We start from the raw sequence: 26,033 nt of genomic DNA, 5'->3' as shown, positions 1-26,033 counted from the left end.
CGCGCCCGCGGCGCGGGCGGCCGAAGAGCGCCTGCCGACGTGGAGAAGCAAGAGGTACGATGCTTACAAAAGTTTGAGCCGACCAGGTGGCGGGCGGAGAAGATGGCAGTCGTGGAAGAGCTGACGGGCCGCGAGGCGGTGATCCAGCGCCTGCGCGATGTCGGGCTGCGGGTCACGGGCCCGCGCCTGGAGGTGCTCACGGTGCTCGCCGCGGGCGGCCATCTCGACGTCGAGGCGATCACCACGACGGCCCGCGAGCGGCTCGGCACGCTGACCAGCCAGGCCGTGTACGAGATGCTGCGGCACTTCCAGGAGACCGGCCTGGTCAGCAAGTTCGACCGGCCCGGCCTGCCCGCGGTCTTCGAGATCTCGGGGCCGGCCCACCAGCACGCCCTGTGCACGGTCTGCGGCCGGGTGGAGAACGTCTCCGCGAGCGCGCCCGAGCCGCCCCGCGGCGCCCTGCCGAAGTGGCGGGTGGACGACGCGGAGGTCGTCTTCCGGGGCCTGTGCCCCGACTGCCGGGCGGACGGCGCCGCCACCTGATCCCGTGCGCACCGGCCGCCTGGGCCGGGGCGGCCCGGCGGTCTGTTTGGTGGTCAATTCCGTGCGTGCCGTTCGATTTTGTGGCAGGGTCTGGCGGGGCGATTCAACAGGGTCCGCTGGATCCGAGGGGAGTCAGCTGCGCCGTGTCCAGAAACGCCGCCGTGACCCGCGTGGGTAGCGATCAGGCTCTCGCCGTCTACCAGGAACTGCGCGCCCGCCCCGAGGCCGGCTTCGACGAGGTCGCGGACCGCCTGGAGCTCTCCGCCGACGAGCGGGAGCGCTGCCGGGACGAACTCGCCTCCTTAGGGCTCACCGCCGCCCCCGAGGCGGCGGACCCGCACCCCCGCCCCGTCGTCCTGGACCCCGATGTCGCCCTGCTGCGGCTGCTGCGCCGGGAGCGCGACCGGCTCCAGGAGCGCCTCGCCGCGACCAGCCGCGCGCACACCGCCCTCGAAGCCCTCGCCGGACCCTTCCTGCGGGCCGGGGCCGCGCCCCGCTCCGAGGTCGAGGTCGAGATCGTGACCGACCCGCAGCGGGTGTTGCGGGAGCTGTCGGAGCTGACGGACTCCGTCCGCACCGCCGTCCACGTCATGCACACCGGGTCGGTGCGGCGCGAGGAGATGGCCGCCGAGCTGGAGCGGGACCGCTCACGGGCCGCGCGCGGGGTGCGGGTCCGCGCCATGTACAGCCGCCGGGTCGGCACCGTTCCCGAGATGACCCAGCACCTGGAGGACCGGGCGGCGCTGGGGGTGGAGCTGCGCCTCTCCCCCGTCGTCCCGATGAACATGGTCCTCGCCGACGAGAACTTCGCCCTGCTGCCGACGGACCCGCACGACCCGGACTCGCCGACCATCCTGGCCCGCGGGCCGGGTCTGGTCCGCTCGTACCTCGCGCTGTACGAGTACTGCTGGCAGGCGGCCGCCCGGTACGGCGAGGAGCCCGGGGACTCCGGCGGCCACGGCCTCTCGGACCAGCAGCGGGCCGCGCTGCGCATGCTCGCGTCGGGGATCAAGGACGAGCAGATCGCGCGGAGTCTCGGGGTCTCGCTGCGGACCGTCAGCCGTCTTCTGTCCGAGGTCATGCAGGAGCTGGGGGCGGCGAGCCGCTTCGAGGCCGGGGTCAAGGCGGCCCGGCTCGGGCTGCTCGACGGCGAGGGGCCGGAACCCGTGCCGTAGTACGAGGAGTTCGGATGTCATGGAGGACGACGCGCACGGCCGGCAACGGCCGCGCGGGCCGGGACGAACGCACGACGGACTCCCGCCGAGCCGTATGACAGGGTGAGGGCGGGGCGACTCGGAGGATGAGGGGGGTCACTTCGCCATGGTCACCGCGGGCGACGGCATCGGGGGCGGCACGACGGACGTCCTGCTTGCCGTGTACCAGGAGCTGCGCCACCGGGGCGTCTCGGACTTCGAGGAGGTCCGCAGGGAACTCGGGCTCGCGCCGGAGGAGTACGAGCGATGTCGCCGCGAACTGCTCGCCCTGGGCCTCATCGTGCCGACGGGGCAGGTGCACGCCACCGTCGACGCCGTGCAGGACGGCAGCTGGCGGTCCGAGACGGACACGGTGGCGGCGATCGATCCGGAGATCGCGCTGCTGCGGCTCCTGGAGCGGGAGCGGGAGCGGCTGCGGGAGCACCTGGCGGAGGCGGACGAGGCGTACAGCACGCTGGAGACCCTGGCGGGCTCCTATCTGCGGGCCGAGGCGCTGACCCGGGCGGAGGCGCACGTCGAGGCGCTGACCGACTACCGCAGGATCCAGCAGGCCATCGAGGACATCACGGATGTGATGCAGGAGAGTTCGGCGTCGCTGCACCCGGGGACGCCGGGGCGGCAGAACCCGGAGCTGATGCTCGACCGGGACCGGCGGCAGCTGGCGAACGGCGTGCGGGTGCGGGCCATCTACGGCCGGCAGGAGGCCACGGACCCGCTGATGGAGAAGTTCCTCGGGCAGCGGGCGGAGCTGGGGGTGGAGATCCGGCTGGCGCCGGTCGTGCCCATGAACCTGATCATCGCGGACCAGCAGTTCGCCCTGGTCCCGATCCGGCCCGAGGAGCCGGGCGAGGGCGCGATCCTGGCGCGGGGCAGCGCGCTCGTACGGCCCTATCTGAGCCTGTACGAGCACTGCTGGCACACGGCGACGCCGTACGGCTACGAGGCGACGGCGGAGGCGGGCGGCGACGGGCTCTCGGAGCAGCAGCGGGCCGCGCTGCTCATGCTGGCCTCGGGGATGAAGGACGAGCGGATCGCGCGCACGCTGGGGGTGTCGCTGCGGACGGTCAGCCGGATGATCTCGGAGCTGATGCAGGAGCTGGGGGCGACGAGCCGTTTCGAGGCGGGCGCGCGGGCGGTGCGGCTCGGCTGGCTCGACTGAGCATTCCGGGACGGGGTCTTCGGGAAATGCCGGGGCCCCACAATCGTGGCAGCGATCGCGGGGCCTCACGGTGGGGGAATTCCCGGGTGGATTTCCCGGGTGCCGAGGTCAGTTGGTGGGGCTGGGGGTCGGGTTCGTCGGGGGGACCGGCCAGCCGTTGTCCTCCGTGACACCGGCAATGGTGTGGGGGGTGACCGGGGTGCTGTCGGGGGCGACGACGAAGGCGGCGCCGGCCGCGACCGCCGTACAGGCCACCGCCGCGACCACGAGCTGGCGGACGGCCTTGCGGATGCCGGTGTTCTGCGCAACGGACATGATTCCTCCAGGACTTGGTAAGTAAATTTCTTCTTCCGGGGGCCCGTGCCGCCGGGCGTTCCCTGAAGACATCTCCATTCTGTCCCCGCCCCCGAATCGAATCCAGGGATTCTCTCTGCGTGGACTCGCCATGGCGTGGATGCGTCAATACGCCGCCCACATAACGGAATTGACGGATCCGGAGCCCGCCATACCTTTGGTCGAACCAAAAGAGATGCTAGACTTGTGCCACGGCCCTCTCGTTCCTCCAGGAGAGAGAGGCCAGCGGGGCAGGGGCGTGCCGCCGCCCCTGCCCCACCTCCCGCTCCAGCGCCCCCCGGTACACCTCGATGGTCCGGCCTGCCGACACCCGCCAGCTCATCCCGCGCGCGTGACGCGCCGCCGCCGCCCCCATCGTCCGCACCGCCTCCGGGTGCGCCGCGAACCAGCGCAGCCGCCGCCCGTACTCCACCGGGTCGTGGCCCCGCACGAGCAGCCCCGTCACCCCGTCCCACACCGCCGTCGGCAGCCCGCCCACCGCCGCCGCGAGCACCGGCGTCCCGCACGCCTGCGCCTCCACGGCCACCAGACCGAAGGACTCGCTGCGCGAGGGGACCACCAGCACGTCCGCCGCCCGGTACCAGTCCGCGAGCCGCTCCTGCGGTACGGGAGGGCAGGGCCGCAGCACGTCGGTCACCCCCAGCTCCTCCGCGAGCCGCCAGGCCGAGCCCCGCTCGGTCGCGCCCGAGTGCCCGCCCACCACCGGGACGAGCAGCCGGCGGCGCAGCTCCGGCGCCTCCCGCAGCAGCTCGGCCACCGCCCGGACCAGCACGTCCGGGCCCTTCAGCGGCTGGATACGCCCGGCGTAGAGCGGGACGAACGCCTCGGCCGGCAGACCGAGCCGGGCCCGCGCCGCCGCCCGCCCGTCCCCCGGGTGAAAGGTCCGCAGGTCCACCCCGGGCCGCACCACCTCGGTCCGCTCCCCCTCCGCCCCGTACAGCGAGCGCAGCGCCTCCGCCTCGTCGGCCGTGTTGGCGATCAGCCGGTCCGCGCTGCCCACCACCTGGCGCTCGCCCCGGACCCGGAGCTCGGGCTCGGGGGTGTCGCCCTCGCCGAGCGAGGCGTTCTTCACCCGGGCCAGCGTGTGGGCGGTGTGCACGAGCGGTATCCGCCAGCCCACCGAGGCGATCCGGCCCGCCTGCCCGGAGAGCCAGTAGTGCGAGTGGACCAGGTCGTAGCGCCGCTCCTCCTTGAGCAGGGCCAGCGAGAACGGCACCACCAGCTCGGGCATGGCCTCCTTGGGCAGCGCCCGGCGCGGCCCGGCGTGGAGATGGCGGACCCGCACGCCCGGGGCGAGCTCGACGAGCGGGGGCGCGCCCTCGCCCCGGCAGCGGGTGAACAGGTCGACCTCCGCGCCCTGTTCGGCGAGGGCGCGGGAGAGCTCGACCATGTAGACGTTCATGCCGCCGGCGTCCCCCGTCCCGGGCTGGTGGAGCGGGGAGGTGTGGACGCTGAGCATGGCGACGCGCAGGGACACGTGGGGCTCCTGTGAGAGGGAGGTGGGGGGCCGCGTGTCCCTGCGCGTCGCGCGCACGGTCACGCGGCAGGGCATTCCTACGGAGGTACTTAGTTGCTTAGTAGTACGGGGCGGGAAGAGGCAGGTCAGAAGCCGAAGACCGGCCCCGACGGCGGCGCGAGCCGGGTCCCCGGCAGCGGCGGCATCAGCGCCTGCCAGTCGACCGGCCGCCCCGGCTCCACCCGGAGCGCCGACGCGAGCCGGTCGGCTCCCTCCGGCATCACCGGCCGCGACCAGGCCGCCAGCGCCGACGCCACCGCCAACTGTGCGGCCAGGGCCGGGAGATGGCGGCAGGACGTGCTGGGACGGCACCGCTCGTGGGCGTTGACGTGACCGAAGTCGGCCACCGAGCGGACCATCTCGTCCAGGACGGCGACCGCCCGGCGCGGGTCGAACGCGTCGGGGCCGTACGCCTCGCGCAGATCGTCCACGCCCCGGTGGAGCCGCCGCTCCAGGATGTCCCAGCCGGTGCCGCCGGGCAGCGCCTGCGGAGCGAGGCCGCCGCACTCCTCCCGTACGGCCGAGAAGAGCCGGGACAGCCAGCTGTTCCAGTTCTCGTCCAGCTCGCGCCGGGCGGCGGCGAGCCGCTCCCGCCGGAAGACCGTGCGGCGGCCGAGCGGGCGGGCCTGGAGGACATGGCGGCGCAGGGTGTCGGAGCCGTACTCGGTGAGCAGGTCGAGCGCCCAGACGTTGCCCTCCTGGGCGCCCTCCTCGATGACGTACGACTCGTTGACGTTGAAGTCCTGCGGCAGCTTGATGTCCTGCGCGAGGAGCAGCACCGGCAGCAGCACGGCGTGGCAGAACGCGTGCCCGAAGCCGCAGAAGTGGATCGCGCGGCGCGGCAGCGGGCCCGTGGCGTCGTAGCCGAAGAGGTGCATCGCGGCGGCCTCGAAGCAGCCGTCGACACGGTGCTCGGGGAAGCCCTCGACCGGCACCGGCAGGCCCCACTCGCCTGGGTGGCCGACCGCGACGTCCGGCAGCCCGTCCTCGACGAGCGACTCGCACAGCGCCGCGAGCCGCGGCGGCAGGCCGGCCGTCGCCCAGTACTCGGCGAGCGTCTCCCGGAACGGCTCCAGGGGCACGTAAAGGCGGCGGCAGCGGCGGGCGACGGCCGGGGTGCCGCAGAGCGCGCAGCGCGCCGAGATGAGGTCGCCGCCGTCGTTCGGGCGGGCGCACTCGTGGCACATCCCGCCGTCGCTGGCCGCGCCGCAGTGCGGGCAGGTACCGGTGGCGTGCGCCCCGTGCAGCCAGCGGTCGCACGGCTCGCAGTACGGGAGGAGCCGGGTCCGGGGGGCGATGACGCCCTGTGCGTACAGCTTCGCGAAGAGGTCCTGCACCCAGCGTCCGTACCCCTTGTCGCGGCGCGGGCGCACGATGTGGTCGAACTCCACGCCCGAACGCAGCCAGTCGGCGGTGATCGCGGCGCGGTAGCCCTCCGCGACCTCCTCGGGCTTGCGGTGGTGGCGCAGCGCCCGGACCTCGACGGAGCTGGCGTGGTCGGCGGTGCCGGTGGTGAACCGGACCTCCTCGCCCTCGGCGCGCAGGAAGCGGCTGAGGACGTCGGCGGCGACGTACGGCCCGGCGAGGTGGCCGATGTGGAGCTCGCCGTGGGTGGCGGGAGGGGTCGCGGTGATCCAGACAGGGGTGCTCATGGGACCTCCTTGACGTTTTTCGACGTTCAGCGGGGCTCGAAGTGGAAGGAGCGGATGAAGCAGTCGCGGGGCTGCTCGACGGCGTAGACGATGCACTCGAAAAGGGCCTGCGTGGTGAGTTTCTCGTCGGGCGCCATTCCGTCCGGATTCGAGCCGTCCCATTCCGCGAAGCGGGGGTCCGAGGTCGAGAAATCGGGCGGGAAGAGGGAGAAGACGCGGACCCCGGAGGGCCGCAGCCGGCGCGACAGGATGTCGGCGAAGCCGGCCTGGGCGCTCTTCGCCGCCCAGAAGGCCTCGTGGGCGACGCCCGCGGTCGCGGCGGAGGCGCCCTCGGCGTCGCGGACGGCGACCATGTTCACGATGTCGGGCCGCAGCGAGCCGCGGAGCAGGGGCAGGAAGTGCTTCACCATGAGGACCGTTCCGCCGGCCGTCGACTCGATCGTCTCCACGATCTCGGCGTCGCTCGCCGCCTCCAGGTCCATCCCGTCGAGCCAGCGGGCGCCGTTGTTGACCAGCAGGTCCACCCGGTCGGTCCGTTCGCCGACCCGGGCGGCGAACTCCCGGATCTCGGCGGGCCGGCTGAGGTCGCAGCCGAAGGCGTGGATACGGTCACGGGCCGAGCCCATCACCTCGGTACGGGTCCGCTCGGCGGCCTCGACGGTCCGCGCCGACACGTAGACCTCGGCGCCGAGATGGGCGAATCCGACGGCGAGCGCGCGACCGAAATAGCGGGACGCTCCGGTCACGACGACACGCAGATTCTCGAATTTCATGTGCGTCAGTTCTCCCCACGTCCCCACGGATACCGATGTCCGGTCCCTTGCAGCGTGGCAGAGTCATGGCGTCACGGGCCTGGTGAAAGGGGTGCGCGTTCACGCCGTTGCGTGGACACGCCAGGGCAGTTCGAGGATTTCGAGGACGTCGGCGCGCTTGTGGTGGACGCGGACGCGGTCCGGCGCGGCGGAGACGGTGACGGTGCCGGTGGGGGTGCGGACGGGCCCTCGTACGGCGGGCACGACGGTCCCGCCGATCGCCCCGGCGGCGGCGAGGGCGGCGGCGCCGGTGAGGGCGAGGCGGGGGTGCCAGCCGCCGACGGTGAGCGCGCGGACGGAGAGCCCGTCGGGGGTGTGGGTGAAGGCGGCGATCTTGGGGAGGGCGGACGTCGGGGGGTGCCCGAGGAGCCGGGCCGCCTCGGCCCGGAGCGCGAGGAGCCTCACGTACGCGTCCTCACCCGGGAGGTGCCGTTCGTCGACGAAGACGTACGGATTGCCGTACCGCACGAGCGAGACGGGGACCCCGTCGAGGACGTCGACGGGCCGGCCGGTGGGGAGGGTGCCGGGGGCGCTGGGGGCGCGGAGGAAGCTGAGCGTGTACGCGTCTCCGTTCGGCTCGCGTTCGCACAGGACGCTGTCGCCGGTGGTCACGGCGCGGACGGTGACGGGCCCCGGCCGTCCGTGGGCGACGACGCAGGCGAGGAGGGAGTGCCCGCACCCGGCCCGGAAGTCGAAGGACCCGTCGGGGAGGGCCTGGACGAAGCGGTAGCGGAGGGTGCGGGGGTCGAAGAGCGCGATCTTGTTGAGGCGGGGGTAGGGGGTGGCGGCGAGGGCGCGGCGCAGCTCGTCACCGAGGGCGAGCGCGCCGGGGGGCAGCTGGTCGGCGCGGAGCACGAGGGTGGGCCCGGGAGCGTCATGGGCCCGCACGACGAGAGCCTTCGTCGTGGGCGCCGCGGCCGGGACGGCACGGGTGGACCGGGGCCCGCCCGTTGCGGCCGTCTCCGCCCGGGCGACACCGGTGGGCCCGGCCCCGCTCCCCTGCGGCGGCGCGCACGTGGTGCGGGTCGAGGCGCGGAACGCGGAGGCGCCGCTGGGCGCGCCGTCCCGTGTGCCCACCCTCCCCCGAGCTCTCGGCTTCGCTCGAGCAGGGGGGACCCCCATCGCCCTGCGGGACGATGGCCCACACGGGGGTGCGGAAGCCGAGGCTGCCTCGGGCGCGGCGGGTTCGGGACGCCGAGGTCCCGGGGGGTCAGGCCGCACAGCCGGCCGGGATTCGCATGCCCTGGACGACCTCCGTCCACAGTTCGTGGACCGCCAAGGACCAGAGGGTCAGCGCGGCTTGGGGCGTAGGGCGCTCCAGGTGGCGTGCCAGGAGCTTCGCCGCGCGGTCCGCGCGGATCTTCCCGCCGAGGACCAGCCGCGCCGGCGAGAGCATCTCGCGGACCAGGTCGAGGAAGGGCCCCCCGGGGGCCAGCATGGCCGCGACGGGAAGGGTGAAGGGCTGCTTCGGGCGGCGGAGCACCGACGACGGGAGCAGCTCCGCCCCCGCCTCGTACAGCGCCCGCTTGCCCGTCCGCGCGGCCACCGGCAGGGACCTCGCGTGGGTGACGACCGACGGCTGGCAGAACGGCAGCCGTGCCTCGACGCCCCAGGCCATGGAGAGGTGGTCGAGGCGCCGCAGGTGGTACGCGGGGAGCCGCCACCGGGTCTCGAAGGCCGTCATCGCGGTGAGCCGGTCCGCGCCGACGGCCTCGGCCGAGCGGAGCTCGGCGGTGATGCGGTCGGCGGCGGAGCCCCGGTCGGCGATGTAGGCGCGGTAGTGGGACGTGTAGAGGTGCTCGCGGAGCAGGCGGGGCGCCGCCGAGAGCGCGTCCGTGTAGGCGTCGGCCCATTCGGGGCCGGCCGCGAGCGCGGCCCGCATCCGGTCGTACCCGCCGAAGAGTTCGTCGGCGCCGTCCCCGGCGAGGGCGACGGTGAAGCCGTTCTCGCGGACGGCGCGGAAGAGGGCGTACGTGGAGAGGGTGATGGGGTCGGCGTTGGGCTGGCCGAGGTGGCGGACGGTCCGGGTGAGGAGGGAGCCGAGTTCGCCGGGGTCGACGGCGACCTCGTGGTGGACGGTCCGGGCGCGGCGGGCGACGGAACGGGCGTAGGAGGCCTCGGAGTCGGGCCACCGGCCCCGGTAGGTGAGGTGGAAGGTGTGCAGCGGCGGCGCGTCGGTCTCGCGGGCGTGCTCGGCGGCGAGGGCGGTGACGAGCCCGGAGTCGAGGCCGCCGCTGGTGACGGCGCAGACGGGCACCTCCGCCCGGGCGAGCCGGCGCACCTCGTGGCGCAGGACGTCCTGGGTGTCGCCGAGGGGCCGCGCGCGGTAGGGGCCGCGGCGGCGGACGACGGGCGCGGCGCCGGGGCGGACGACGGCGGTGGCGCCGGGCGGCAGGACGTCGACGCCGTCGAGCGCGGTGTGCGTGGAGAAGGAGGTGCGGGTGGCGAGGACGGTGTCGAGGGCGTCCTCGCGCGGGGAGATCCGTACCCCTTCGAAGGCGAGGAGGGCGGGGATCTCGGAGGCGAAGCGGGTGGAGCCGTCGTAAGGGTCGTGGTGCAGGTGGAGCGGTTTCATGCCCATGTCGTCGACGGCGAGGACGAGTCGGGTGCTGCCGGGCCGCAGGTCGAGGAGCGCGACGGCGAACATGCCGTCGAGGTGCTCGGCGAAGGCGGGGCCGTACTCGGCGTAGAGCGCGGGGAGTACGGTGCCGTCGCAGCGGTCGGGGAAGCGGTGGCCGCGGGCGGCGAGGGTGCGGCGGAGCTCGGCGTGGTTGTAGATCTCGCCGTTGAGCACGGCGAGGATGCCCGGGAGGTGGGGCAGCCGGTAGGGCTGTTGGCCGCCGCGGGGGTCCGTCACGGCGAGCCGGTCGCAGCCGAGCGACCAGCCGGGCCCGCTGAGCACCTGGTGCTCGTCGGGGCCGCCGTGCCGCTGGCGGGCGGAGACCGCCGCGAGCTGGGCCGGCTCGGGGCGGTCCGCCCCGGCGGCGAAGGAGCCGAGGATCCTGCACATACCGGTCGCCTCCGAATCGACGTGCTCCGTCCCCGTACGCCGACGACGTACTGGTCGTACCCAATGATTTGAATCTACCAACTTTTTGAATGGCGCGTAAGTGCCATGTCCTGTTCACGCCACGACATGGCCTTGCGACGCCCCCGCCGCCCCAACAGGCTGGCCCCATGGAGGACTTCAACCGGACGGCCCCCGAGTCCCTGCTGGTCGTGGCCGCACACCCGGACGACATCGAGTTCTGCGTCAGCGGCACCGTCATGCAGTGGGTCGCGCGCGGCACCCGCGTCACGTACTGCATCGTCACGGACGGCGGCGCGGGCGGTTACGACGAAGCGCTCCCCCGCCAGGCCATGGCGGACCTGCGCCGCGCCGAACAGGTCCACTCGGCCAAGCTCAGCGGCGTCGCCGACGTGCGCTTCCTCGGTTACCCCGACAGCTTCGTGGAGGCCTCCGTGGAGCTCCGCCGCGATCTGTGCCGGGTCATCCGGGAGGTACGGCCGCAGCGCGCCATCGTCCCCTCCCCCGAGATCAACTGGGCCCGCGTCGCCGACCTCCACCCCGACCACCGCGCGGTCGGCGACGCCTGTCTGCGCGCCGTCTACCCCGAGGCCCGCAACCCCTTCGCCCACCCGGAACTCTTCAAGGAGGAGGGCCTGGAGCCGTGGATCGTCCACGAGCTGTGGCTGATGACGGGCCCCACCCCGAACCAGTACGTCGACGTCACCTCCGTCTTCGACCGCAAGGTCGAGGCCCTGCGCATCCACACCTCGCAGACGGCCCACTTCGACGACCTGGCCGGCCTCCTGCGCGACTGGCTCGGCGAGCACGCGACGGCCGGCGGCCTTCCGCCGGGGCGCATGGCCGAGGCCTTCCAGATCGTCCACATCGACTGAGCACGCCCCGCTGTTCGCGGGGTCAGCAGGCGCCGAGGTCCTGCCAGACGCCCCACTCGCCGGTGGTGCCGGGCTCCTCGCCGGTCGTCCACCACTTGGCCTTCCAGGTGTGGCCCTTGTGCGAGACCTGGCGGCCGCCGGTGTACACGGCGGAGGAGACCCACGGCTCCGCCGTGCACGCGGTGGTTCCGCCGGTGACGGTCAGGGAGAAGACCGCGGAGTGTCCGGCCGAGGGGCTCGCCGCGTCGACCACGATCCGGTACGTGCCGGAGACCGTGGCCGCCGTGGTGCGCAGGGTGAGGGTCGAGGAGCCGCCGGCGGTCACCGAGGAGGGGCTGAGGGAGGCGGTGACGCCCGCGGGCAGGCCGCTGACCGTGAGGTCCACCGTCCGCGCCGTGCCGGCGGTGACGGCGGTCTTCACCGTGGTGGAGGTGGACGCGCCGGCGGTGACGGTGGCGGCGGCCGGGGTGGCGGTCACCGAGAAGTCGTCGGCCGGGGTGGTCGTGCCGCTGGTGAAGGGCGCGAAGACGTGCGAGAAGTCCCAGGTGCTCTGCTGGATGCCCGAGCAGTGGTCGGCGGCCGCGCCGCCGGGGCAGCCGCCGTTGTCGCGCTGGAGCGCCCAGAAGGACAGCGTGTTGATGCCCTTGGAGACGGCCCAGTCGTAGACCGTGCGGGCGTTGGCGAGGGTGAAGGTCTCGGCCGGGCCGAAGTCGTCGACGCCGATCATCTCGGTGATGCCGATCATGCCCCAGAGCTGGGCGGGCGTCTTCGCCGGGTAGAGCGCGGCGAGCTGGTCGTAGAGGCCCTGGGCGGCCGTCTTGGTGTCCGCGGCCATGTCGTGGGCGGCGTTGTCGTAGTAGTCGAAGGTCATCAGGTTGACGACGTCGACGCGCGCGCCGTTGGCCACGGCGTTCCTGAGCACCGCGAGCCCGCTCGCGCCGAGGCCGCGGGTGGTCGTCGGCAGGGTGTACGAGATCTGGAGCGGGCGGCCGTTGGCGGCGGCGCGGTCCTGGACGAGTTTGATGGCCTTGTTGCGGCGGTCGATTCCGGCGGCGTTGTCGAGGGAGTCGACCTCGATGTCCATGTCGAGCCGGGTGAGGTCGTAGGTCGTGACGACCTTCTCGTACACGGCGGCGATCTGGTTGACGTCGGTGCAGCTGTCGGCGATCTCGGTGCCGGTGGTGTCGGCCGTGTAGCCGCCGAAGGAGGGGATGACGTCGCCGCCGCGGGACTGGATCGTCTTGATGTCGGCACCGAAGGAGGCGGGGGCGATCGGCAGGCCGGTGTCGCCGTTCCAGTACGCGGTGCAGGAGCCCTTCGTCGCGGTCTGCAGGAAGGCCATCGTCAGGTGCTTGGCCCCCGACTGCGCGCTGAGGGCGGCCGGGCTCTCCCCGGTCCAGGCCTCGAAGTAGGGGGCGAAGACCCGGGCGGGCAGCGGGGTCGCCGCCTGCGCGGGGACGGTGGCGACGGTGGCGAGGCCGAGGCCGGCCACGGCGGTCACGGCGGCGGTGAGGGCCGAGCGGAGCGAGCGTACGCGTCGTCTCATGGCAGTCCCATGTCTGTGGGGGGGGGGTACGGGGGTGCGCCAACGTCCTTGTCGCGCACGGCTGTCGGGTCACGAGGAAACCCCCCGACCATGGGCGCGTCAATGGCCTGGACCAAACCTGGACTAGACCAATTCCCCCGTTCGCTCCGTGGTGCGTCCAGCCGGTGCGGGCGGGTCCTGGGCCGATGCGCCCGGGCGGCCCGATGGGTCCAGGGAGCCAGGGCAGGGACCACCGTCCGCCGTCGACCGCGCAGACGACCAGGCCCCGCCTCGTCGGTGCCGGAGGGACCGGGCTCCGGGCGCCGCACCGACTACGACGCACCAGGCGGGCCGGAGATTGGATACCCTCGCGGGTGACTTCGGGCGTCGGCAGGAGCTGAATCGCCGTTAGCAGGGGGATGGTTCCTTATGGGCAGTGCACCTTCGGCCGACTTCTTCCAACCGCTCAAGGCCGACGACCCGGCCGTCGTGGGCGGCTACCGCCTGGCGGCCGTCCTGGGCGCGGGCGGCATGGGCAAGGTGTACCTCTCGTACACGCCGGGCGGCCGGCCCATCGCCATCAAGGTGATCCGGGCCGAGTTCAGCGAGGACCCCGAGTTCCGGCGCCGCTTCCAGCAGGAAGTGCGAGCCGCGCAGCGGGTCCAGGGCCTTTACACGGCGCCGGTCATCGACTCGGACACGGAGGCCGCCCAGCCCTGGCTGGCCACGGCGTACGTGCCCGGTCCCTCGCTCGCCCACGCCGTGTCCCTGCACGGCGGGCTGCCCACACGCAGCGTGCTGTTGCTGATGGTCGGTGTCGCCGAGGCCCTCCACGTGATCCACGGCGCGGGCATCGTCCACCGCGACCTGAAGCCCGCCAACGTCCTCCTCGCCTCCGACGGCCCGCGCGTCATCGACTTCGGCATCGCCCGGGCGGCCGACAGCACCGCCTTGACCAACACCGGCGTCAGCGTCGGCACCCCGGCCTTCATGGCGCCCGAGCAGGCCTCGGCCGGTACGGTCACGCCGGCCACCGACGTCTTCGCCCTCGGCCAGATCGCGGCCTTCGCCGCCATCGGGGCCTCCGCGTACGGCGACGGGTCCTCGCACGCCGTGCTCTACCGGATCGTCCACGAGGACCCCGACCTCAGCGGGCTGCCCGGGGAACTGCGGCCCGTGGTGACCCGCTGCCTCAGCCGTGACCCGGCCGACCGCCCCTCCCTGACCGAGATCATCGAGCTGTGCCACGAGGCCGCGGCCGAACCGCTGCGCCAGGGCGAGGACTGGCTGCCGCAGGCCGTGGCGGGTTCCATCACCGAGCGGCTCAGGCTGCCCGCCCCGGCGCCCACCCCGGCGCCGACTGCCCCGGCGACTCCGACGCCGACCGAGGTCTCCCCGCAGTCGCCGGCCCCGAGCACGCCTCCGGCGTCCGCAGCCGCGCCCGCGTACACGCCGACCGGCTTGGCCGCCGCGCCGACGCAGGCCGCTCCGTCGCGGCACGGTGGGGGGACGCCGCCGCCCGCCTACCCGACGCCGCCGCCGTACGCGCACCCCACGCACCCCCAGCATGCGTACCCGCAGCCCGCGTACGCGCCGGGCCACAGGACGCCGCCGGCCTTCTACGCCCCGGGATTCGCGCCGCCCCAGCCGCCCCGTCGCAAGCGGACAGGGCTGATCGTCGCCGGATCCATCGTGGCCGCGGTGATCGGACTCGCGGTCATCGGCTCCCTGTTGCCGGATGGCAGCAAGGACAAGGCCGACGGCTCCAAGGCTTCCGGCAGCAGCGCGACGGGCGGCAGCGCTTCACCGGGCTCGAGCCAGACCCAAGCCGACCCGAAGCCGGTTTCCTACCGGGGTATCGACGTGCCGCAGAACCACCAGCTGCAGTTGGCCGACAACCCGCCGCGCCCGGCCGAGGAGCCGACCGGCGCGGGCGTGATGTACGGACACGCGGACCTCTACTACTACCGGGACACCCTCTTCGGGGACGAGAAGCTGGGCTCCGCGAACGGGAAGCTGGTGCTGCTGAAGAACTCGGAGAAGGGTTCGCTCAAGACCTGTCGCGAGGTGACCCGGTTCACCGAGAAGATCGGGCTCGACCAGCTCACGGACGGCTCGCAGATCTGCGTGCTGAGCAAGGCCGGCCACATCTCGGTGGCGACCTACCGGGGCGAGTCCGGCGACAAGGATTCGACCACGTACATCAAGCTTGACCTCACGATCTGGCGCAATGCGGAGGACGCGCAGCAGGACTGAGCGAGTTACGGAAGGCCGTGTCCGGGCAGGTCTCGGTCCTCGCGCCCGCCGGCCGTCGGGTGCCACTCGCGGCGGAGGAGGCCGAAGACCCAGGAGTCGGAGACGTCGCCGTTGACGACGCAGTCCTCGCGGAGGGTGCCTTCGCGGACGAAGCCGAGCTTCTCCAGGACCTGGGCGGACGCCACGTTGCGGGTGTCGGTCTCGGCCTGGACGCGGTTCAGGTCCAGGGCGTCGAACGCCCACCGCAGGACGGCGCGGGCCGTCTCCGTGGCGTAGCCGTGGCCCCAGGCGGCGGCGTCGAAGACGTATCCCAGGGACGCGCTGCGGAAGTCCGGGTTCCAGCCGGTCAGGCCGCACCAGCCGATGAACGCGCCGTCGGAGACGCGGTCGACGGCCACCCGCGCTCCCGTGCCTTCCTCCTCGATCGTCCGGCAGGTCGCGATGAAGCGCTGGGCGCGGGCCGGTTCGGTCCAGGGCGGGGAGTCCCAGTAGCGCATCACGTCGGCGCTGCTGTGCAGCGCGTAGAGCGGCGCCGCGTCGGCGTCGGTGAACGGCCTCAGTCGCAGGCGGGCGGTGTGCAGCTCGGGGGTGGGCAATGTCATGCGGAGCATCCTGCCGCCTCGCGCTCGCCCCCGACCATCCGTTTGTCCGGACGGTCGGGGCGCAGACGTCCCCGGTGACGCCGGACGCGCCGCATGGGCGGTGAGTCCGCAGTACCGCCCCGGCACGGCGACCAAACGGCGGCCGTACGCGCGCGCCCTCGTCCCGTACCGGACCCCGGACGGATGGAGGTACGCGGCTCTTCTGTGCGACCCGGCGCGATGCCAGGTTGTCCAGCTGGTGCAGGAGTTCGGGACGCTCCAGCCCGTCGGCTTCGAAGGTGTCGAAGGCCCAGCTGGTGAGTGCCTCCAGAGAGCGGGAGGCCACTCCGCGCCCGCGAGCGTGCGCCGCGGTCCAGTGGCCCACTTCGGCCGCCGGTTCGGCGGTGGCGACTTCCTTGAGGACCACGTTGCCCACCAACTGGCAGCGCATTGAGCCGGGTTGGGCCTCAAGCACGGCGAAGCCGAACCGGTTCCCCGCTGTCCAGCCCCGCCATGCCGCCCTGCGACCGCCCCTTCATTGCCGAGTCCGGACGTGCAGAGCCTGGACGGACCAGTCGAGCGCTGGAGCCAGGCTCTCCGGGGGTGGCCAGCCGTTGACCGCTGCGAGCAACTGGAGGTACCGCTCCCTGCGGGGGTCGTTCACGCGCTCCAGCCGAGTCGCCAGCCGGCGGCGAAGCGCGGCGTCGTCGGGGCGGCCGAGGAGGTGCGCGTAGTGCGCCGTGAACGCCGCGACGATCGGATCGGCCCGGGGAGAGGCCGGGTCGATGCCGGCGGTCAGGGCCGGACCTGCGTGGTCACGGACGACTGCGGCGATGTCGCGGCGCGGGCCCACCGTGTCGCTTCGGGTCTGCTCGGCCGCCAGGTCCTCGACCATCCGCCGCACCAAGGTGCGGAAATCCGGGTCCAGGGACATTTCGGCCAACTCCACCCACGCCTGGACCTGCTCCGCCTCAGGGTTGTCGGGCAGTTCGGGGGTCATCGAGCGCATGACCCCCGCGAATGCGGGGGCGGCGTCAAGACCGCCGAAGACGGCGTTGAGGAAATCGCCGATCAGACGTCGGCGTTCGTCCTCGGAGAGCTGGGCCAGCCGGTGCATGAGTTCCGTCTCCTCAGGTGTGGACCCGCGCTCGGCCACCGCCATCAGCACCGCGCGCCGCAGGCGCAGGACGTCGATCTGCACTGCCAGTGCTTCGGCGTGCGCCGCGGCGACCTCGGGAAGCGAGAGCTCGCGGTCCACGACCTTGCGGATCGTGGGAAGGTCCAGTCCCAGCTCGCGCAGGGTCCGCACGAGGTCCAGGCGCGCGACGGCGTCGATGTCGTAGAGGCGGTAGCCGGCCGGGCTGCGGTCCGTCGGCGGCACGATTCCGCGATCGGAGTAGAACCGGACGGTCTTGACCGTGAGGCCGGTCCGTCGCGCGAGTTCGCCGATCGAGTAGAGCGTGTCGCCGTCCATGCCCCCACCTTTGCGTCTCCCCCTACGGGAGACGCAAGCCCACGGACTACGTCTACGTCTGGGCTGGTGGCGTTCACCTGCGCGAGGGCCGTGAACGCACCACCCCCCACCTCGTCGCTGTGGTCCGGGCCGGCGCCCGCGAGGTCAGTGCGCCGGGCTGGGAGTCTCACCAGGCAGTGACAGATCGTCCAGGTGTGTGAGCAGCGCATCGATGCATGTTCGCGGGTTCAGGATCTGGGGCTGCAGGACGGCGTTGAGGCCGAGTCCGTCCAGGAGCGCGGTCAACCGCTCGGTCTCGATGTCGACGTCGAGGCCGGGGCGCAGGGTGCCCGCCGTGTCGAGCCGGGTGAGCACGCGGCGCACCAGACTTCTCGTGCCTTCGGCGGCCTGGCGGGACAGGTCACCGAAGGCCGGGTTGGTGCGGGCGGTCGTGTTGAAGTCCAGGAAGACGGTGACCTCGGCGCGGCGGCGTTCGTCGAGGGGCAGGAGCTCGGCCAGGAGGCCGGCTGCGAGCCGGAGCTGTTCCGGGCGGGGGTAGCTGCCCAGATCGCCGATGTTCTCGACGTGTGCGAGCAGTCGACCGCCGACCCGGTCGAGCATCGACTGCATGGCGAACCGCATCAGGTCCTGCTGGCCGGCGAAGTAGTGGCGCAGGGAGCCGATGTTGAGCTGGGCCTCGTCGGCGACGGCCCGCAGCGAGGTGCGCTGCAGGCCATCGCGGACGACGACTCGGAACAACGCGTCGACGACGAGGCGGCGGCGAGCATCCGGGTCTACGTACTTGGGCATGCACTCGTTCTATCACGCCTGTGATACAAAGGATGTATCACAGGCGTGATAGAACGGGTGGAGGATTCTTCGTGGAGACGTACCTCAATCTCATGCTCATCAGGTTCGGCCTGATCGCGGGCGGCCTCGCGGTGCTGGCACTGCTGGTCTTCGCCATTGCCCTGACCCTCAAGCGCAGGGGCAGACTCGACGAAGTGCGCCGCTATGCGGACCCCGTGGTGAGGGCCGGACTGCGTGCCGCCGCCCGACGGTTCGAGGACAGGCGGAGCGGTGCGTCCTGGTCGCGGCGACAGGGTGGTGGTGGGCGATGACCAGCCTTGCGGCGGAGTCGTCCAACCTCCTTCACCACCTGTTGCTGGACCGCGCGATCAAGGTCGCCATCGTGGTCGCGGCCCTGGGCATCCTGACGCTTGGGATGACGGCGCTCTGGCGGAGGGCGGGGCGTGCAAAGGGCCGTCTCGATTGAGCTGATGGCGCCCAACCGTTCCACGACCATTGACCATTCGTCGGCAACCACTCCTGATCCACAGGTCCTGACGATTCCTCGACATGAGGTGGTAGACGCCTGAGCAGGTCTTCCCTCCGTCGTGGCGGGGAGCGGCGGAAGACCAAGGTGCTCCTGAGCGTTGCCTCCGGGCATGAAGATCAGCGAAGCCTCCAGAGTCAGCGGTGTGAGTGCGAGGTCGTTGCGGCACTACGAGGACGAGGGCTTGATCGTCCCTGGCCGGTTCGGCAACGGGTTCCGCGACTACTGCCAGTCCACCATCGACCGGGTGTTCGTCATCCGCTCGCTGCTGCAGTCCGGGTTGCCGGTGCGGTTGATCAGGGAGTTTCTGCCCGGCCTCACCGGGGAGGCCGGGATCGGCACGGATGTGGTGTGCGCGGAGTTCCTGGACGAGGTGCAGAGCCATCGAGATCGGCTCGCTGCACGCATCGCGATTCTCAGTGATCAGCAGGCCGCACTCGACGCCTACCTTCGCGAGGCCCGTCGCACGGAGCGCTGACACCACTTGACCTTGACGTAAGTGTCAGGCTCCTACGTTCAGCGCATGGAGATCAAAGAGCAGCACGACACCGCCGAGCAGACGATGCGAGCGCTGGTCCAGCGGTCGCGCAGAGGACCGAAGGATCTGGATCTCGCGACCGACCACCGCCGCCCCACCCCGGGACCCGGCGAGTACCTCATCCGCGTGGGCGCCGCCGGCGTCAACTTCGCTGACGTCATGCAGACCCATGGAACGTACGGAGGCGGGCCGCAGGCGCCCTATGTGGCGGGCTTCGAAGCCGCCGGCGAGATCGTGGCTGTCGGCCCGGAGGTCGAGAGCCCCTTGCGGCTCGGCACCCGCGTCGTCGGAGCCGGTCCGGGCGCTTTCGCGCAGTACATGACGATGCCGGCCGCGGGGGTGCTTCCCGTGCCTTCCGGATGGAGCGACGCCCAGGCCCTCGGACTCGTCTTGAACTGGGCCACCGCGCTGGCGGCACTGAAGCCGTTGGGCGAGATCAAGACGGGTGAGGTGGTGCTCGTCCATGCCGCGGCCGGAGGTGTGGGGCAGGCCGCGGTCCGCCTCGCTCGCCACTACGGTGCGCGCGTGATCGCCACGGCGTCACCGGCCAAGCACGACACCGTCAAAGCACTCGGCGCCGACGAGGTCCTGGACAGCCGACGCCCCGATCTCGCCGAGGAGATCACGCGCCTGACCGGCGGGGTCGACCTGGTCCTGGAATCGGTGGGACGGGCCACGTTCGAGGCGAGCCTGTCGGCCACGAAACCCTTCACCGGACGCGTCGTCGTGTACGGTGCCGCTTCCGGCGACGCCACGCTGACCACACACGATCTGGTCTTCACCCACCAGGTCCAGGTCAAGGGTCTGCACATCGGTGCGCTGGCGACCAAAGCCCCGGCTCTCTACCAGTCGTTGCTCGTCGAGATCGAGGCGCTCATCGCCCACGGCGTGTACCCGCCCGGCACCCCCCGGCTTCGTCCTCTGGCCGAGGGGCCGGCCGTGCTGCGGCAACTCGAAGCGGGCCGGACGCGGGGGAAGCTCGCCCTCGATCCGTGGCGCTAGGAATCGGCCGTGCTTCATCGCCCTGCTCCGCTGTCTCCGAGGGCGGCTGCGGCTGGTTGCCTGCACCCGCAGCCACCCACCCCACGGTGCAGTCACCTCGACGGCCCGGTGAGCCGACTCCACCAGGCCGTCAGCCTTCGGCGTCCGGCGCCAGTTCGCACCAGACCGTCTTCCCGTACGGCCCCTGGTCCACCCCCCACCGCGCCGCCACCGCCTCCAGCAGCGCCAGCCCGCGCCCCGACTCGGCGTCCTCCGCCGCGTGCCGCAGGACCGGCCACACGCGCGGGTCGGGATCGGTCACGGCGACCCGCGTCCGCCCGCCCCGCGCGGCGACGACCCGCACGGTCACCGGCGTCCCCTCCCCCACGTGCCGGATGACGTTCGTAAGGAGTTCGCTCACGCAGAGCCGTACGTCGTCCCCCTCCACCATCCGCCGCACCTGCGCGACCTCCTTGGGCAGCGCGAGCAGCTCCACGGTGAGCGGGAGCATCAGCCGCCGGCCGCCTTCCGCAGTACGTCGGTCAGTCGGCGTGCCGTCGCCACGTTGCAGTCGCCGAGCGCGACGAGCGGCGGCCGGATGCCGGACCCCGCGAGCGTCACCACGTCCACCCCGAGCGAGGGCAGCGTGATGCCGTGAGCTGCGAGAGCGGTGCGGAGTGCGTCGACGTCGGGCCTGATGTCGTCGTCCATGGAGCGTCCACCTTTCGTTGCGTGCCGTGACGAACCCCTCACACGCTGCCGCCCCGCGCCCTACCGTGGGAAGCGTTTCCCGCTCCACGGAGCAAGGTGCGAAAGGCGGTCAACGGTGGCTGCGCGCAAGGACATCGACGGCTCGGCGAGCGTCCCGCAGTTCTACGGGAAGGAGCTCCGCTTCAAGAGGGAGGAGGCGGGGCTGACGCTGGAGGGGCTGGTGGAGGGCAGTTTCTACGGAGTGACGTATCTGAGCGAGATCGAGCGGGGTAAGCGGACGATGCCGCTGGACTTGGCTCAGCACGTGGACCGTGTGCTGGGGACGGACGGGTTCTTCCAGCGCGGCTGCGAGGACGTTCGCAAAGCGCGGCGGAAGGGGCATGCGCCTTACTTCGAGCGCGTGCTGGAGGCGGAGAAGCGCGCGACGGTGATCGAAGAGTGGTCCCCCACCGTCATTCCGGGCCTGTTGCAGACAGCCCCGTACATGCGGGCGGTGATCAGGGCCGAGCGCATGTTGGAGCTGCCGGAGGAGGTCGAGGAGAGGATCACCGGCCGTCTCAAGCGGGCCCAGCTCTTCGAGCAGGATCAGAAGAAGCCTGAGTACTGGGTGGTGCTGCACGAGTCCCTGCTACGGTTGCCGATCCTCCCGCCCACCGAGATGGCGGAGCAGCTCGACCACGTCACCGCCCTCATCAGGCGTGGTCGGGTCCTTACGCAGATCCTTCCGTGGAACGCCGGCGCGCACGCCTTCATGCAGGGCAACGCCATGTTTCTGTCTTTCGCCGACGCGCCGCCGCTCGTCTACACAGAGGGGCAGCACCACGGAAATACCGTCGACGATCCGTCCCTCGTGAAGCAGTATCGGAGGTCGTACGATCTCTTGAGGGCCGCCGCTTTGCCGCTGGAGGCGTCCCTCGCACTGATCGAGGATGCGGCAGAGGGCTACCGAAATGGCACGCAACCGGATCGACTTGAGCGCCGCGACCTGGCGTAAGAGCAGCTACAGCAACTCGTCCGGCGGCAATTGCGTCGAAGTGGCCGAAGGCTTCGCCCACTGGCGTAAGAGCAGCCACAGCAACGGCAGCGGCGGCGAGTGCGTCGAAGTGGCCGACGGCCTCCCCGGTCTCGTCCCCGTCCGCGACTCCAAGCGTCCCGACGGCCCCGTCCTCCTCGTCCCCGCCGCCGCGTGGGCGCCGTTCGTCGAGGCCGTCAAGGCGGGCTGAGGGTCAGCCCCGGAGGCCCTTTCTGACCTCGCGGTTGAGGGCCCAGGCGTCGGCGACCGGGCCCAGGTGGGCGAGCTTGTCGGGGTTGATGACCGAGCGGATCGTCCGGACGCGGCCGTCGGCGATGTCCAGGGTCAGCGTGTGCAGGACCTTGCCGTCCCGGTCGCGGAAGACCGCGCCGGGCTGGCCGTTGACGTCGTGCGGCTCGAAGGTGATGCCGACCTGGGACATCCGGGGGAAGACCACGGCGAGCAGCTTGGCCACGTTGTCCGCGCCGACGATCGCGCGGGCGAGCTGCGGAGCCTTGCCCCCGCCGTCGCCGGCCATCTGGACGTCGGCGGCGAGGACGCTCCGCAGGCCGTCGACGTCGCCGCCCTTGAGGGCGTCGAAGAAGCGGGCGGCCAGCTCCTGGCGTTCGGCGCGGTCCGCCTCGAAGCGGGGCCTGCCGTCGTGCATGTGCCGGCGGGCCCGTACGAGGAGTTGACGGCAGGCCGCCTCCGTACGGCCGACGGCGGAGGCGATCTCGTCGAAGCCGAAGCCGAAGACCTCGCGCAGCACGAACACGGAGCGTTCGAGGGGGCTGAGGCGTTCGAGGAGCAGCAGCGCGGCCATGGACACGGAGTCGGCGAGTTCGGCCGCGCGCTCGGGGTCCTCGTACGGATCGTCCAGGAGCGGCTCGGGGAACCACGGTCCGACGTACTCCTCGCGGCGGACGCGCGCGGAGCGGAGTACGTCGATGGCGACGCGGGTGACCGTGGCGGACAGGAACGCCTTGGGGGACGTGGGCGTGGTCGGGGAGGCGTCGTACCGCAGCCAGGTCTCCTGGACGGCGTCCTCCGCCTCGCTGACGCTGCCGAGTATCCGGTACGCGATCGAGAACAGCAGGGCTCGCAGATCCTCGAACTCCTCGACCTTGCCCATGTCACTCCCCGTTCAGTGGAACTGGCCGACCTCGTAGCCGCCGGCCGGCTGCTTGCTGATGATGTTCATGCGGGTGGCGGCATTCATGAAGGAGACCAGAAGGACGAGGGCGGTGAGCTGCTCCTGGTCGAAGTGCCGGGCGGCCCGCTCCCAGACCTCGTCGCTGACGCCTTCGCCGGCGTCGGCGACGCGGGTGCCCTGCTCGGCGAGGGCGAGGGCGGCGCGCTCGGCCTCGGTGTAGACGGTGGCCTCGCGCCAGCCGGCGACGAGGCCGAGGCGGACGGGGCTCTCGCCCGCCGCGATGGCCTCCTTGGTGTGCATGTCGAGGCAGACGCCGCAGCCGTTGATCTGGCTGATGCGCAGGGAGACGAGCTCCTGGACGGCGGCCGGGAGGGTGGAGTCCTTGAGGATCCTGCCGGCGGCCATGAGGTGCTTGAGGGCCTTGCCTGCGGTGGGGGCGGCGAAGAAGTCGAGTCGCGCGTCCATCGTCGTGTCTCCTCGGTGCGAGTCGGTGTGCTTCCGTCCCCGAGACGAGACAGCGCCCCGGCCTGTGACACGACCCCGCGTGTGATCCAGGTCTCAGGCGGGCGGGACGCGCCTACGATCAGGTCATGACCTCCTCGCGCCTCTCGCTCTGGTCCCGGGACTCGTTCCTGTCCATCGGTTCCGTCGGTTCGACCCTGTCGATCGGCTCGGTCGGGTCGTTCCTGTCGGTCGGATCGGTCGGCTCCGCCGCCTCGGCGCTCTCCGTCGGGTCCTGGGCGAGCGTCGGCTCCCTGTTGTCGGCGCGATCGTGCTGGTCGGTGCTCTCGTACCGCTCCGGGCGGGGCGTCATGACGGCGGGAGCGCTGCTCGCGGTCGCGGGGGCCGTCGCCATGACGGCCGGGGCGCGCCGGGGGCGCTGAGGCCGGTACGGGGACTCGGCCGGGGCTGGTCGCGCCGGCCCCCACCGTACGGTTCGGTGGGCCTGCGGCCAGTCCCAGCCGAGCTGGAGGAAGAGGCCGAGGCGGCTGCTGACGGCGCGGATCTCGGGATCGTGCGCCGAGAAATGTGTCAGGTGGCGGCCTGCCCGGCCGCTCCCGCGACCTTTGCAGACCAAACCGTTCAGTTCATATACTGACCCACTCCGCCGCTCGCCCCTGCCGTAAGGACACCGCCCATGGGAGCCGACACCCGGGACGCCGACGCGATCGACGAGTACGGCATCCCGATCATCCCGGACCCCGCCGACGCCGCCTCGCGCAAGCGTCAGGCGATCATCGAGGCGGCCCTCGCGGAGTTCCTCGCGGAGGGGTACTCGGCAGCCTCCATGGACGCGATCACCCGGGGTTCCGGCGTCTCGAAGGCGACGATCTACAAGCACTTCGGCAGCAAGGAACGTCTGTTCCTCGCCGTCATCGGCGGCATCCTGCCGAAGACGTACGCCGATCTGGAGCCATCCAACTCCACGATCGCCGACGCCCCCGACCTGCGGGCCGCGCTCGTCCGGCTCACCACCGACTGGGCCCGGATCCTGCTGCGCCCCGACATCATGGCGCTGCGGCGCCTGGTCATCGGCGAGATCGACCGCTTTCCGCAGCTCGGCCGGCTCTGGTACCGGGTCAGCTACGACATGAACAACGGCCCGCTGATCCAGGCCTTCTCCGAGCTGAACGCGCGCGGCGCCCTCGACGCGCCCGACCCGGTGCTCGCCGTGCAGCAGCTGGTGGCGGCGACGGTGGGCGTGCCGCAGCTCGTCCGTACCTTCTCCCCCGACGCCGAGATCGACGACGCCGAGCTGACGCGGGTGATCAGCTCGGGAGTGGATCTGTTCCTGGCCCGGTACGCGCGCTCCTGACCCGGGCGACGACCAGCAGGGCGACGGCCCGGCCCCCGGTGATGAGGAGCCGGGTACGGCTTCCGGGCCCTGCAGAAGGGAGCGATACGGCGATGGACATCCTGATCGCGCTCACGGCCGAGCAGCACGGCCTGACCCTGCCGCACGTCGACGACGACCACGCGGCCATCGCGAAGGTGCGTCCCGGCATCGTCATGGTCCGGCTGCTGCCCGACACCTGAGGGCCGCCCCCTGGCGGGGGCGGCCGGGTGTCAGCCCTGGGCGACGAGGCGGACCGCGAGGACGACGATCAGGGTGCTCGACGCGAGGGCCGTGGCCAGCCGGCCTCGTGAGCTCGTCAGGGTCCGGCCGAGGAGGGTGCCGCCCAGGGCGAGCAGGAGCTGCCAGCTGGCCGAGGCGACGAGCGCGCCGAGGACGAAGGCCCCACGGTCGGCCGGGGTGGCGGGCGCCGAGGGGCCCGTGGCGAGGACGAGCGCGGCGAAGTAGATCACCGTCATGGGGTTGAGGACCGTGATCCCCAGGAAGGTGAAGTACGCGCGGGCGGGAGTGAGGTCGGTCCCGTCGTCCCTGGAGGCGAGCCCGCCCGACCGGTGGGTGGCGAGCGCCAGCCTGCCGGCCCGTACGGCCAGCACCGCGAGCACGAAGGCGGACGCCCACCGCAGCGGGGTCATCACGGGAGCCAGTACGGGAACGAGCGCGGAGCCGCCGGCCACGGCGAGGAGGGCGTAGACCCCGTCGGCCGTGGCGACGCCGAGGGCCGCGCCGGCTCCGGTACGCCAGTCGGTCCGGGCCGTGACGGCCACGAGGTAGGCGCCGACGGCGCCGACCGGGATCGCGATGCCGTAGCCGGCCAGCAGGCCGGCCACCACCGCGGCCGTCACGCGACGGCGGGGATCGCGCCTCCGGGGGAGCCGGGCTGCTGCTGTCGGCGGTAGGCCGCGCCGTCCTTCGTACGGGAGAGGAAGCCGCCGGTCACGAGGAAGCGGCGGAGCGCCGGGAAGTCGTCGTGCACGGCACGCAGCGCCTCGTTGACCTCGGGCTCACGGTAGGTGCGGTCCGTCGCGAAGAGCGTCGCCGCGAGATGCGCGAGAAGCGCCTCACGGCGGGCGGGCTTGCGCGGGATCGCCTTGAGACGCCCGTCGGCGGAGAACAGGTCCGCGAGGGGGCGGGGCTCCGCGACGGAGCGGGCGGGGTGACTGGTCATGCCCGTCAGCGTGGCGTCCGGCGCCGTCAGCCCGCAAAGGGTTTTCCCGACGGCCTCCTTGGGCCCGGGCCGCACCAAGACGTTCACGGACCGCACGGCGACGGGGCCCGTTCGAGCGAGCCGGGTCGCGGGCCTGCGCCCGGCGTATCGGGTGGTGGGAACAACCCGGTAACTGAGTGTCACTCGTACGGGGGGTCTTCGTACGGTGTGTCGGTCTGGACAGGGTTTGGGCGGTACGTTCACGCAAAACGGCCCCCGTCGATGGGGTGCAAGCCATCGACGAGGGCCTCAACCACCCGTGGAAGGCACAAGCT

At 72.3% G+C, this 26,033-nt stretch carries 30 protein-coding genes and 1 pseudogene; 14 read left to right on the top strand and 17 right to left on the bottom strand.

The window, feature by feature from the left end:
* The first annotated feature begins 102 nt into the window (after positions 1 to 102).
* The 3 genes from ACZ51I_RS22580 to ACZ51I_RS22570 all read left to right on the top strand — a co-directional run bounded on the left by ACZ51I_RS22580 (position 103) and on the right by ACZ51I_RS22570 (position 2,916).
* Positions 103 to 543, top strand: a complete 441-nt coding sequence (locus ACZ51I_RS22580) for a Fur family transcriptional regulator (RefSeq protein ID WP_468878692.1) — start codon at positions 103 to 105, stop codon at positions 541 to 543.
* A gap of 170 nt (positions 544 to 713) precedes the next feature.
* On the top strand, positions 714 to 1,718 hold the full coding sequence (locus tag ACZ51I_RS22575) for a LuxR C-terminal-related transcriptional regulator (protein ID WP_468878690.1): 1,005 nt from the start codon (positions 714 to 716) through the stop codon (positions 1,716 to 1,718).
* Between the two features lie 145 nt (positions 1,719 to 1,863).
* Positions 1,864 to 2,916, top strand: coding sequence for a helix-turn-helix transcriptional regulator (locus tag ACZ51I_RS22570; protein WP_468878687.1), 1,053 nt, complete (start codon positions 1,864 to 1,866; stop codon positions 2,914 to 2,916).
* A gap of 108 nt (positions 2,917 to 3,024) precedes the next feature.
* Here ACZ51I_RS22570 and ACZ51I_RS22565 read toward each other — a convergent pair whose 3' ends face one another.
* From ACZ51I_RS22565 to asnB, 6 genes are all read right to left on the bottom strand, one after another.
* Positions 3,025 to 3,231 carry a hypothetical protein gene (locus tag ACZ51I_RS22565; RefSeq protein WP_468878684.1) on the bottom strand — a complete coding sequence of 69 codons (207 nt, stop codon included), beginning with the start codon at positions 3,229 to 3,231 and terminating at the stop codon, positions 3,025 to 3,027.
* 217 nt (positions 3,232 to 3,448) lie between these two features.
* Positions 3,449 to 4,729, bottom strand: a complete 1,281-nt coding sequence (gene mshA, locus ACZ51I_RS22560; RefSeq protein ID WP_468879626.1) for a D-inositol-3-phosphate glycosyltransferase — start codon at positions 4,727 to 4,729, stop codon at positions 3,449 to 3,451.
* 143 nt (positions 4,730 to 4,872) lie between these two features.
* A complete protein-coding gene (locus ACZ51I_RS22555; RefSeq protein WP_468878682.1) occupies positions 4,873 to 6,438 on the bottom strand; it encodes a class I tRNA ligase family protein in 1,566 nt (521 codons plus the stop codon).
* Between the two features lie 26 nt (positions 6,439 to 6,464).
* A complete protein-coding gene (locus ACZ51I_RS22550; protein ID WP_468878679.1) occupies positions 6,465 to 7,211 on the bottom strand; it encodes an SDR family oxidoreductase in 747 nt (248 codons plus the stop codon).
* 99 nt (positions 7,212 to 7,310) lie between these two features.
* Positions 7,311 to 8,138, bottom strand: a complete 828-nt coding sequence (locus ACZ51I_RS22545; RefSeq protein ID WP_468878676.1) for a hypothetical protein — start codon at positions 8,136 to 8,138, stop codon at positions 7,311 to 7,313.
* Between the two features lie 322 nt (positions 8,139 to 8,460).
* On the bottom strand, positions 8,461 to 10,260 hold the full coding sequence (asnB, locus tag ACZ51I_RS22540; RefSeq protein ID WP_468878674.1) for an asparagine synthase (glutamine-hydrolyzing): 1,800 nt from the start codon (positions 10,258 to 10,260) through the stop codon (positions 8,461 to 8,463).
* Positions 10,261 to 10,427: 167 nt separating this feature from the next.
* Between asnB and ACZ51I_RS22535 the strand changes: the two genes are divergently transcribed.
* On the top strand, positions 10,428 to 11,153 hold the full coding sequence (locus tag ACZ51I_RS22535) for a PIG-L deacetylase family protein (RefSeq protein ID WP_468878671.1): 726 nt from the start codon (positions 10,428 to 10,430) through the stop codon (positions 11,151 to 11,153).
* A gap of 22 nt (positions 11,154 to 11,175) precedes the next feature.
* On the opposite strand, the gene ACZ51I_RS22530 is transcribed toward ACZ51I_RS22535, so the two are convergent.
* On the bottom strand, positions 11,176 to 12,699 hold the full coding sequence (locus ACZ51I_RS22530; protein WP_468878669.1) for a chitinase: 1,524 nt from the start codon (positions 12,697 to 12,699) through the stop codon (positions 11,176 to 11,178).
* A gap of 408 nt (positions 12,700 to 13,107) precedes the next feature.
* Here ACZ51I_RS22530 and ACZ51I_RS22525 point away from each other — a divergent pair, with 408 nt between their 5' ends.
* The gene (locus ACZ51I_RS22525) at positions 13,108 to 14,934 is read left to right on the top strand and encodes a serine/threonine-protein kinase (protein ID WP_468878666.1); all 1,827 of its coding nucleotides are present in this window, start codon (positions 13,108 to 13,110) and stop codon (positions 14,932 to 14,934) included.
* Positions 14,935 to 14,939: 5 nt separating this feature from the next.
* On the opposite strand, the gene ACZ51I_RS22520 is transcribed toward ACZ51I_RS22525, so the two are convergent.
* The 4 genes and pseudogenes from ACZ51I_RS22520 to ACZ51I_RS22505 form a co-directional block, all read right to left on the bottom strand.
* Complete coding sequence (locus ACZ51I_RS22520; RefSeq protein ID WP_468878663.1) at positions 14,940 to 15,536, bottom strand: GNAT family N-acetyltransferase; 597 nt, start codon at positions 15,534 to 15,536, stop codon at positions 14,940 to 14,942.
* Between the two features lie 193 nt (positions 15,537 to 15,729).
* Positions 15,730 to 16,038, bottom strand: a pseudogene (locus tag ACZ51I_RS22515) (GNAT family N-acetyltransferase); the annotation flags it as partial.
* A gap of 12 nt (positions 16,039 to 16,050) precedes the next feature.
* Positions 16,051 to 16,989, bottom strand: coding sequence for a MerR family transcriptional regulator (locus ACZ51I_RS22510; protein ID WP_468878660.1), 939 nt, complete (start codon positions 16,987 to 16,989; stop codon positions 16,051 to 16,053).
* Between the two features lie 144 nt (positions 16,990 to 17,133).
* Positions 17,134 to 17,778, bottom strand: a complete 645-nt coding sequence (locus tag ACZ51I_RS22505; RefSeq protein ID WP_468878658.1) for a TetR/AcrR family transcriptional regulator — start codon at positions 17,776 to 17,778, stop codon at positions 17,134 to 17,136.
* A gap of 71 nt (positions 17,779 to 17,849) precedes the next feature.
* Here ACZ51I_RS22505 and ACZ51I_RS22500 point away from each other — a divergent pair, with 71 nt between their 5' ends.
* The 4 genes from ACZ51I_RS22500 (at position 17,850) to ACZ51I_RS22485 (ending at position 19,844) form a co-directional block, all read left to right on the top strand.
* Positions 17,850 to 18,089 carry a hypothetical protein gene (locus ACZ51I_RS22500; RefSeq protein WP_468878655.1) on the top strand — a complete coding sequence of 80 codons (240 nt, stop codon included), beginning with the start codon at positions 17,850 to 17,852 and terminating at the stop codon, positions 18,087 to 18,089.
* Positions 18,086 to 18,244 carry a hypothetical protein gene (locus tag ACZ51I_RS22495; protein ID WP_468878653.1) on the top strand — a complete coding sequence of 53 codons (159 nt, stop codon included), beginning with the start codon at positions 18,086 to 18,088 and terminating at the stop codon, positions 18,242 to 18,244. Before ACZ51I_RS22500 ends, ACZ51I_RS22495 begins: the two co-directional genes overlap by 4 nt.
* Before the next feature lie 172 nt (positions 18,245 to 18,416).
* Positions 18,417 to 18,782 (top strand): MerR family transcriptional regulator, encoded by a 366-nt coding sequence (locus tag ACZ51I_RS22490; RefSeq protein ID WP_468878651.1) that lies wholly within the window; start codon positions 18,417 to 18,419, stop codon positions 18,780 to 18,782.
* Between the two features lie 45 nt (positions 18,783 to 18,827).
* On the top strand, positions 18,828 to 19,844 hold the full coding sequence (locus tag ACZ51I_RS22485; RefSeq protein WP_468878649.1) for an NADPH:quinone oxidoreductase family protein: 1,017 nt from the start codon (positions 18,828 to 18,830) through the stop codon (positions 19,842 to 19,844).
* 130 nt (positions 19,845 to 19,974) lie between these two features.
* Here ACZ51I_RS22485 and ACZ51I_RS22480 read toward each other — a convergent pair whose 3' ends face one another.
* A complete protein-coding gene (locus tag ACZ51I_RS22480; RefSeq protein WP_468878647.1) occupies positions 19,975 to 20,334 on the bottom strand; it encodes an ATP-binding protein in 360 nt (119 codons plus the stop codon).
* Positions 20,334 to 20,534: a hypothetical protein gene (locus ACZ51I_RS22475; RefSeq protein ID WP_468878645.1), complete on the bottom strand. Its 201-nt coding sequence runs from the start codon at positions 20,532 to 20,534 to the stop codon at positions 20,334 to 20,336. The genes ACZ51I_RS22480 and ACZ51I_RS22475 overlap by 1 nt, the downstream gene beginning before the upstream one ends.
* A 115-nt stretch (positions 20,535 to 20,649) precedes the next feature.
* On the opposite strand from ACZ51I_RS22475, the gene ACZ51I_RS22470 reads away from it, so the two are divergent.
* Both ACZ51I_RS22470 and ACZ51I_RS22465 read left to right on the top strand, forming a co-directional pair.
* A complete protein-coding gene (locus tag ACZ51I_RS22470; RefSeq protein ID WP_468878643.1) occupies positions 20,650 to 21,528 on the top strand; it encodes a helix-turn-helix domain-containing protein in 879 nt (292 codons plus the stop codon).
* Positions 21,485 to 21,757 carry a DUF397 domain-containing protein gene (locus ACZ51I_RS22465; RefSeq protein ID WP_468878641.1) on the top strand — a complete coding sequence of 91 codons (273 nt, stop codon included), beginning with the start codon at positions 21,485 to 21,487 and terminating at the stop codon, positions 21,755 to 21,757. Before ACZ51I_RS22470 ends, ACZ51I_RS22465 begins: the two co-directional genes overlap by 44 nt.
* Before the next feature lie 3 nt (positions 21,758 to 21,760).
* On the opposite strand, the gene ACZ51I_RS22460 is transcribed toward ACZ51I_RS22465, so the two are convergent.
* Together ACZ51I_RS22460 and ACZ51I_RS22455 are read right to left on the bottom strand one after the other, a co-directional pair.
* The gene (locus ACZ51I_RS22460) at positions 21,761 to 22,678 is read right to left on the bottom strand and encodes an RNA polymerase sigma-70 factor (RefSeq protein WP_468878639.1); all 918 of its coding nucleotides are present in this window, start codon (positions 22,676 to 22,678) and stop codon (positions 21,761 to 21,763) included.
* A 12-nt stretch (positions 22,679 to 22,690) separates the two neighbouring features.
* Positions 22,691 to 23,164, bottom strand: a complete 474-nt coding sequence (locus tag ACZ51I_RS22455) for a carboxymuconolactone decarboxylase family protein (protein WP_468878637.1) — start codon at positions 23,162 to 23,164, stop codon at positions 22,691 to 22,693.
* 125 nt (positions 23,165 to 23,289) lie between these two features.
* Here ACZ51I_RS22455 and ACZ51I_RS22450 point away from each other — a divergent pair, with 125 nt between their 5' ends.
* The 3 genes from ACZ51I_RS22450 (at position 23,290) to ACZ51I_RS22440 (ending at position 24,736) form a co-directional block, all read left to right on the top strand.
* Complete coding sequence (locus ACZ51I_RS22450) at positions 23,290 to 23,583, top strand: hypothetical protein (protein ID WP_468878635.1); 294 nt, start codon at positions 23,290 to 23,292, stop codon at positions 23,581 to 23,583.
* 254 nt (positions 23,584 to 23,837) lie between these two features.
* Positions 23,838 to 24,515: a TetR/AcrR family transcriptional regulator gene (locus tag ACZ51I_RS22445; RefSeq protein ID WP_468878632.1), complete on the top strand. Its 678-nt coding sequence runs from the start codon at positions 23,838 to 23,840 to the stop codon at positions 24,513 to 24,515.
* Positions 24,516 to 24,607: 92 nt separating this feature from the next.
* Positions 24,608 to 24,736, top strand: coding sequence for a hypothetical protein (locus ACZ51I_RS22440; RefSeq protein WP_468878630.1), 129 nt, complete (start codon positions 24,608 to 24,610; stop codon positions 24,734 to 24,736).
* Positions 24,737 to 24,766: 30 nt separating this feature from the next.
* Here ACZ51I_RS22440 and ACZ51I_RS22435 read toward each other — a convergent pair whose 3' ends face one another.
* Positions 24,767 to 25,396 carry a LysE/ArgO family amino acid transporter gene (locus ACZ51I_RS22435; RefSeq protein ID WP_468878629.1) on the bottom strand — a complete coding sequence of 210 codons (630 nt, stop codon included), beginning with the start codon at positions 25,394 to 25,396 and terminating at the stop codon, positions 24,767 to 24,769.
* The gene (locus tag ACZ51I_RS22430; RefSeq protein WP_468878626.1) at positions 25,393 to 25,719 is read right to left on the bottom strand and encodes a DUF2087 domain-containing protein; all 327 of its coding nucleotides are present in this window, start codon (positions 25,717 to 25,719) and stop codon (positions 25,393 to 25,395) included. The genes ACZ51I_RS22435 and ACZ51I_RS22430 overlap by 4 nt, the downstream gene beginning before the upstream one ends.
* Positions 25,720 to 26,033: the final 314 nt, after the last annotated feature.

The organism is Streptomyces sp. NPDC034084, assembly GCF_055575535.1.
Note: the sequence above shows the minus strand (reverse complement) of the source record. Positions and strands in the feature narration are given on the sequence as shown.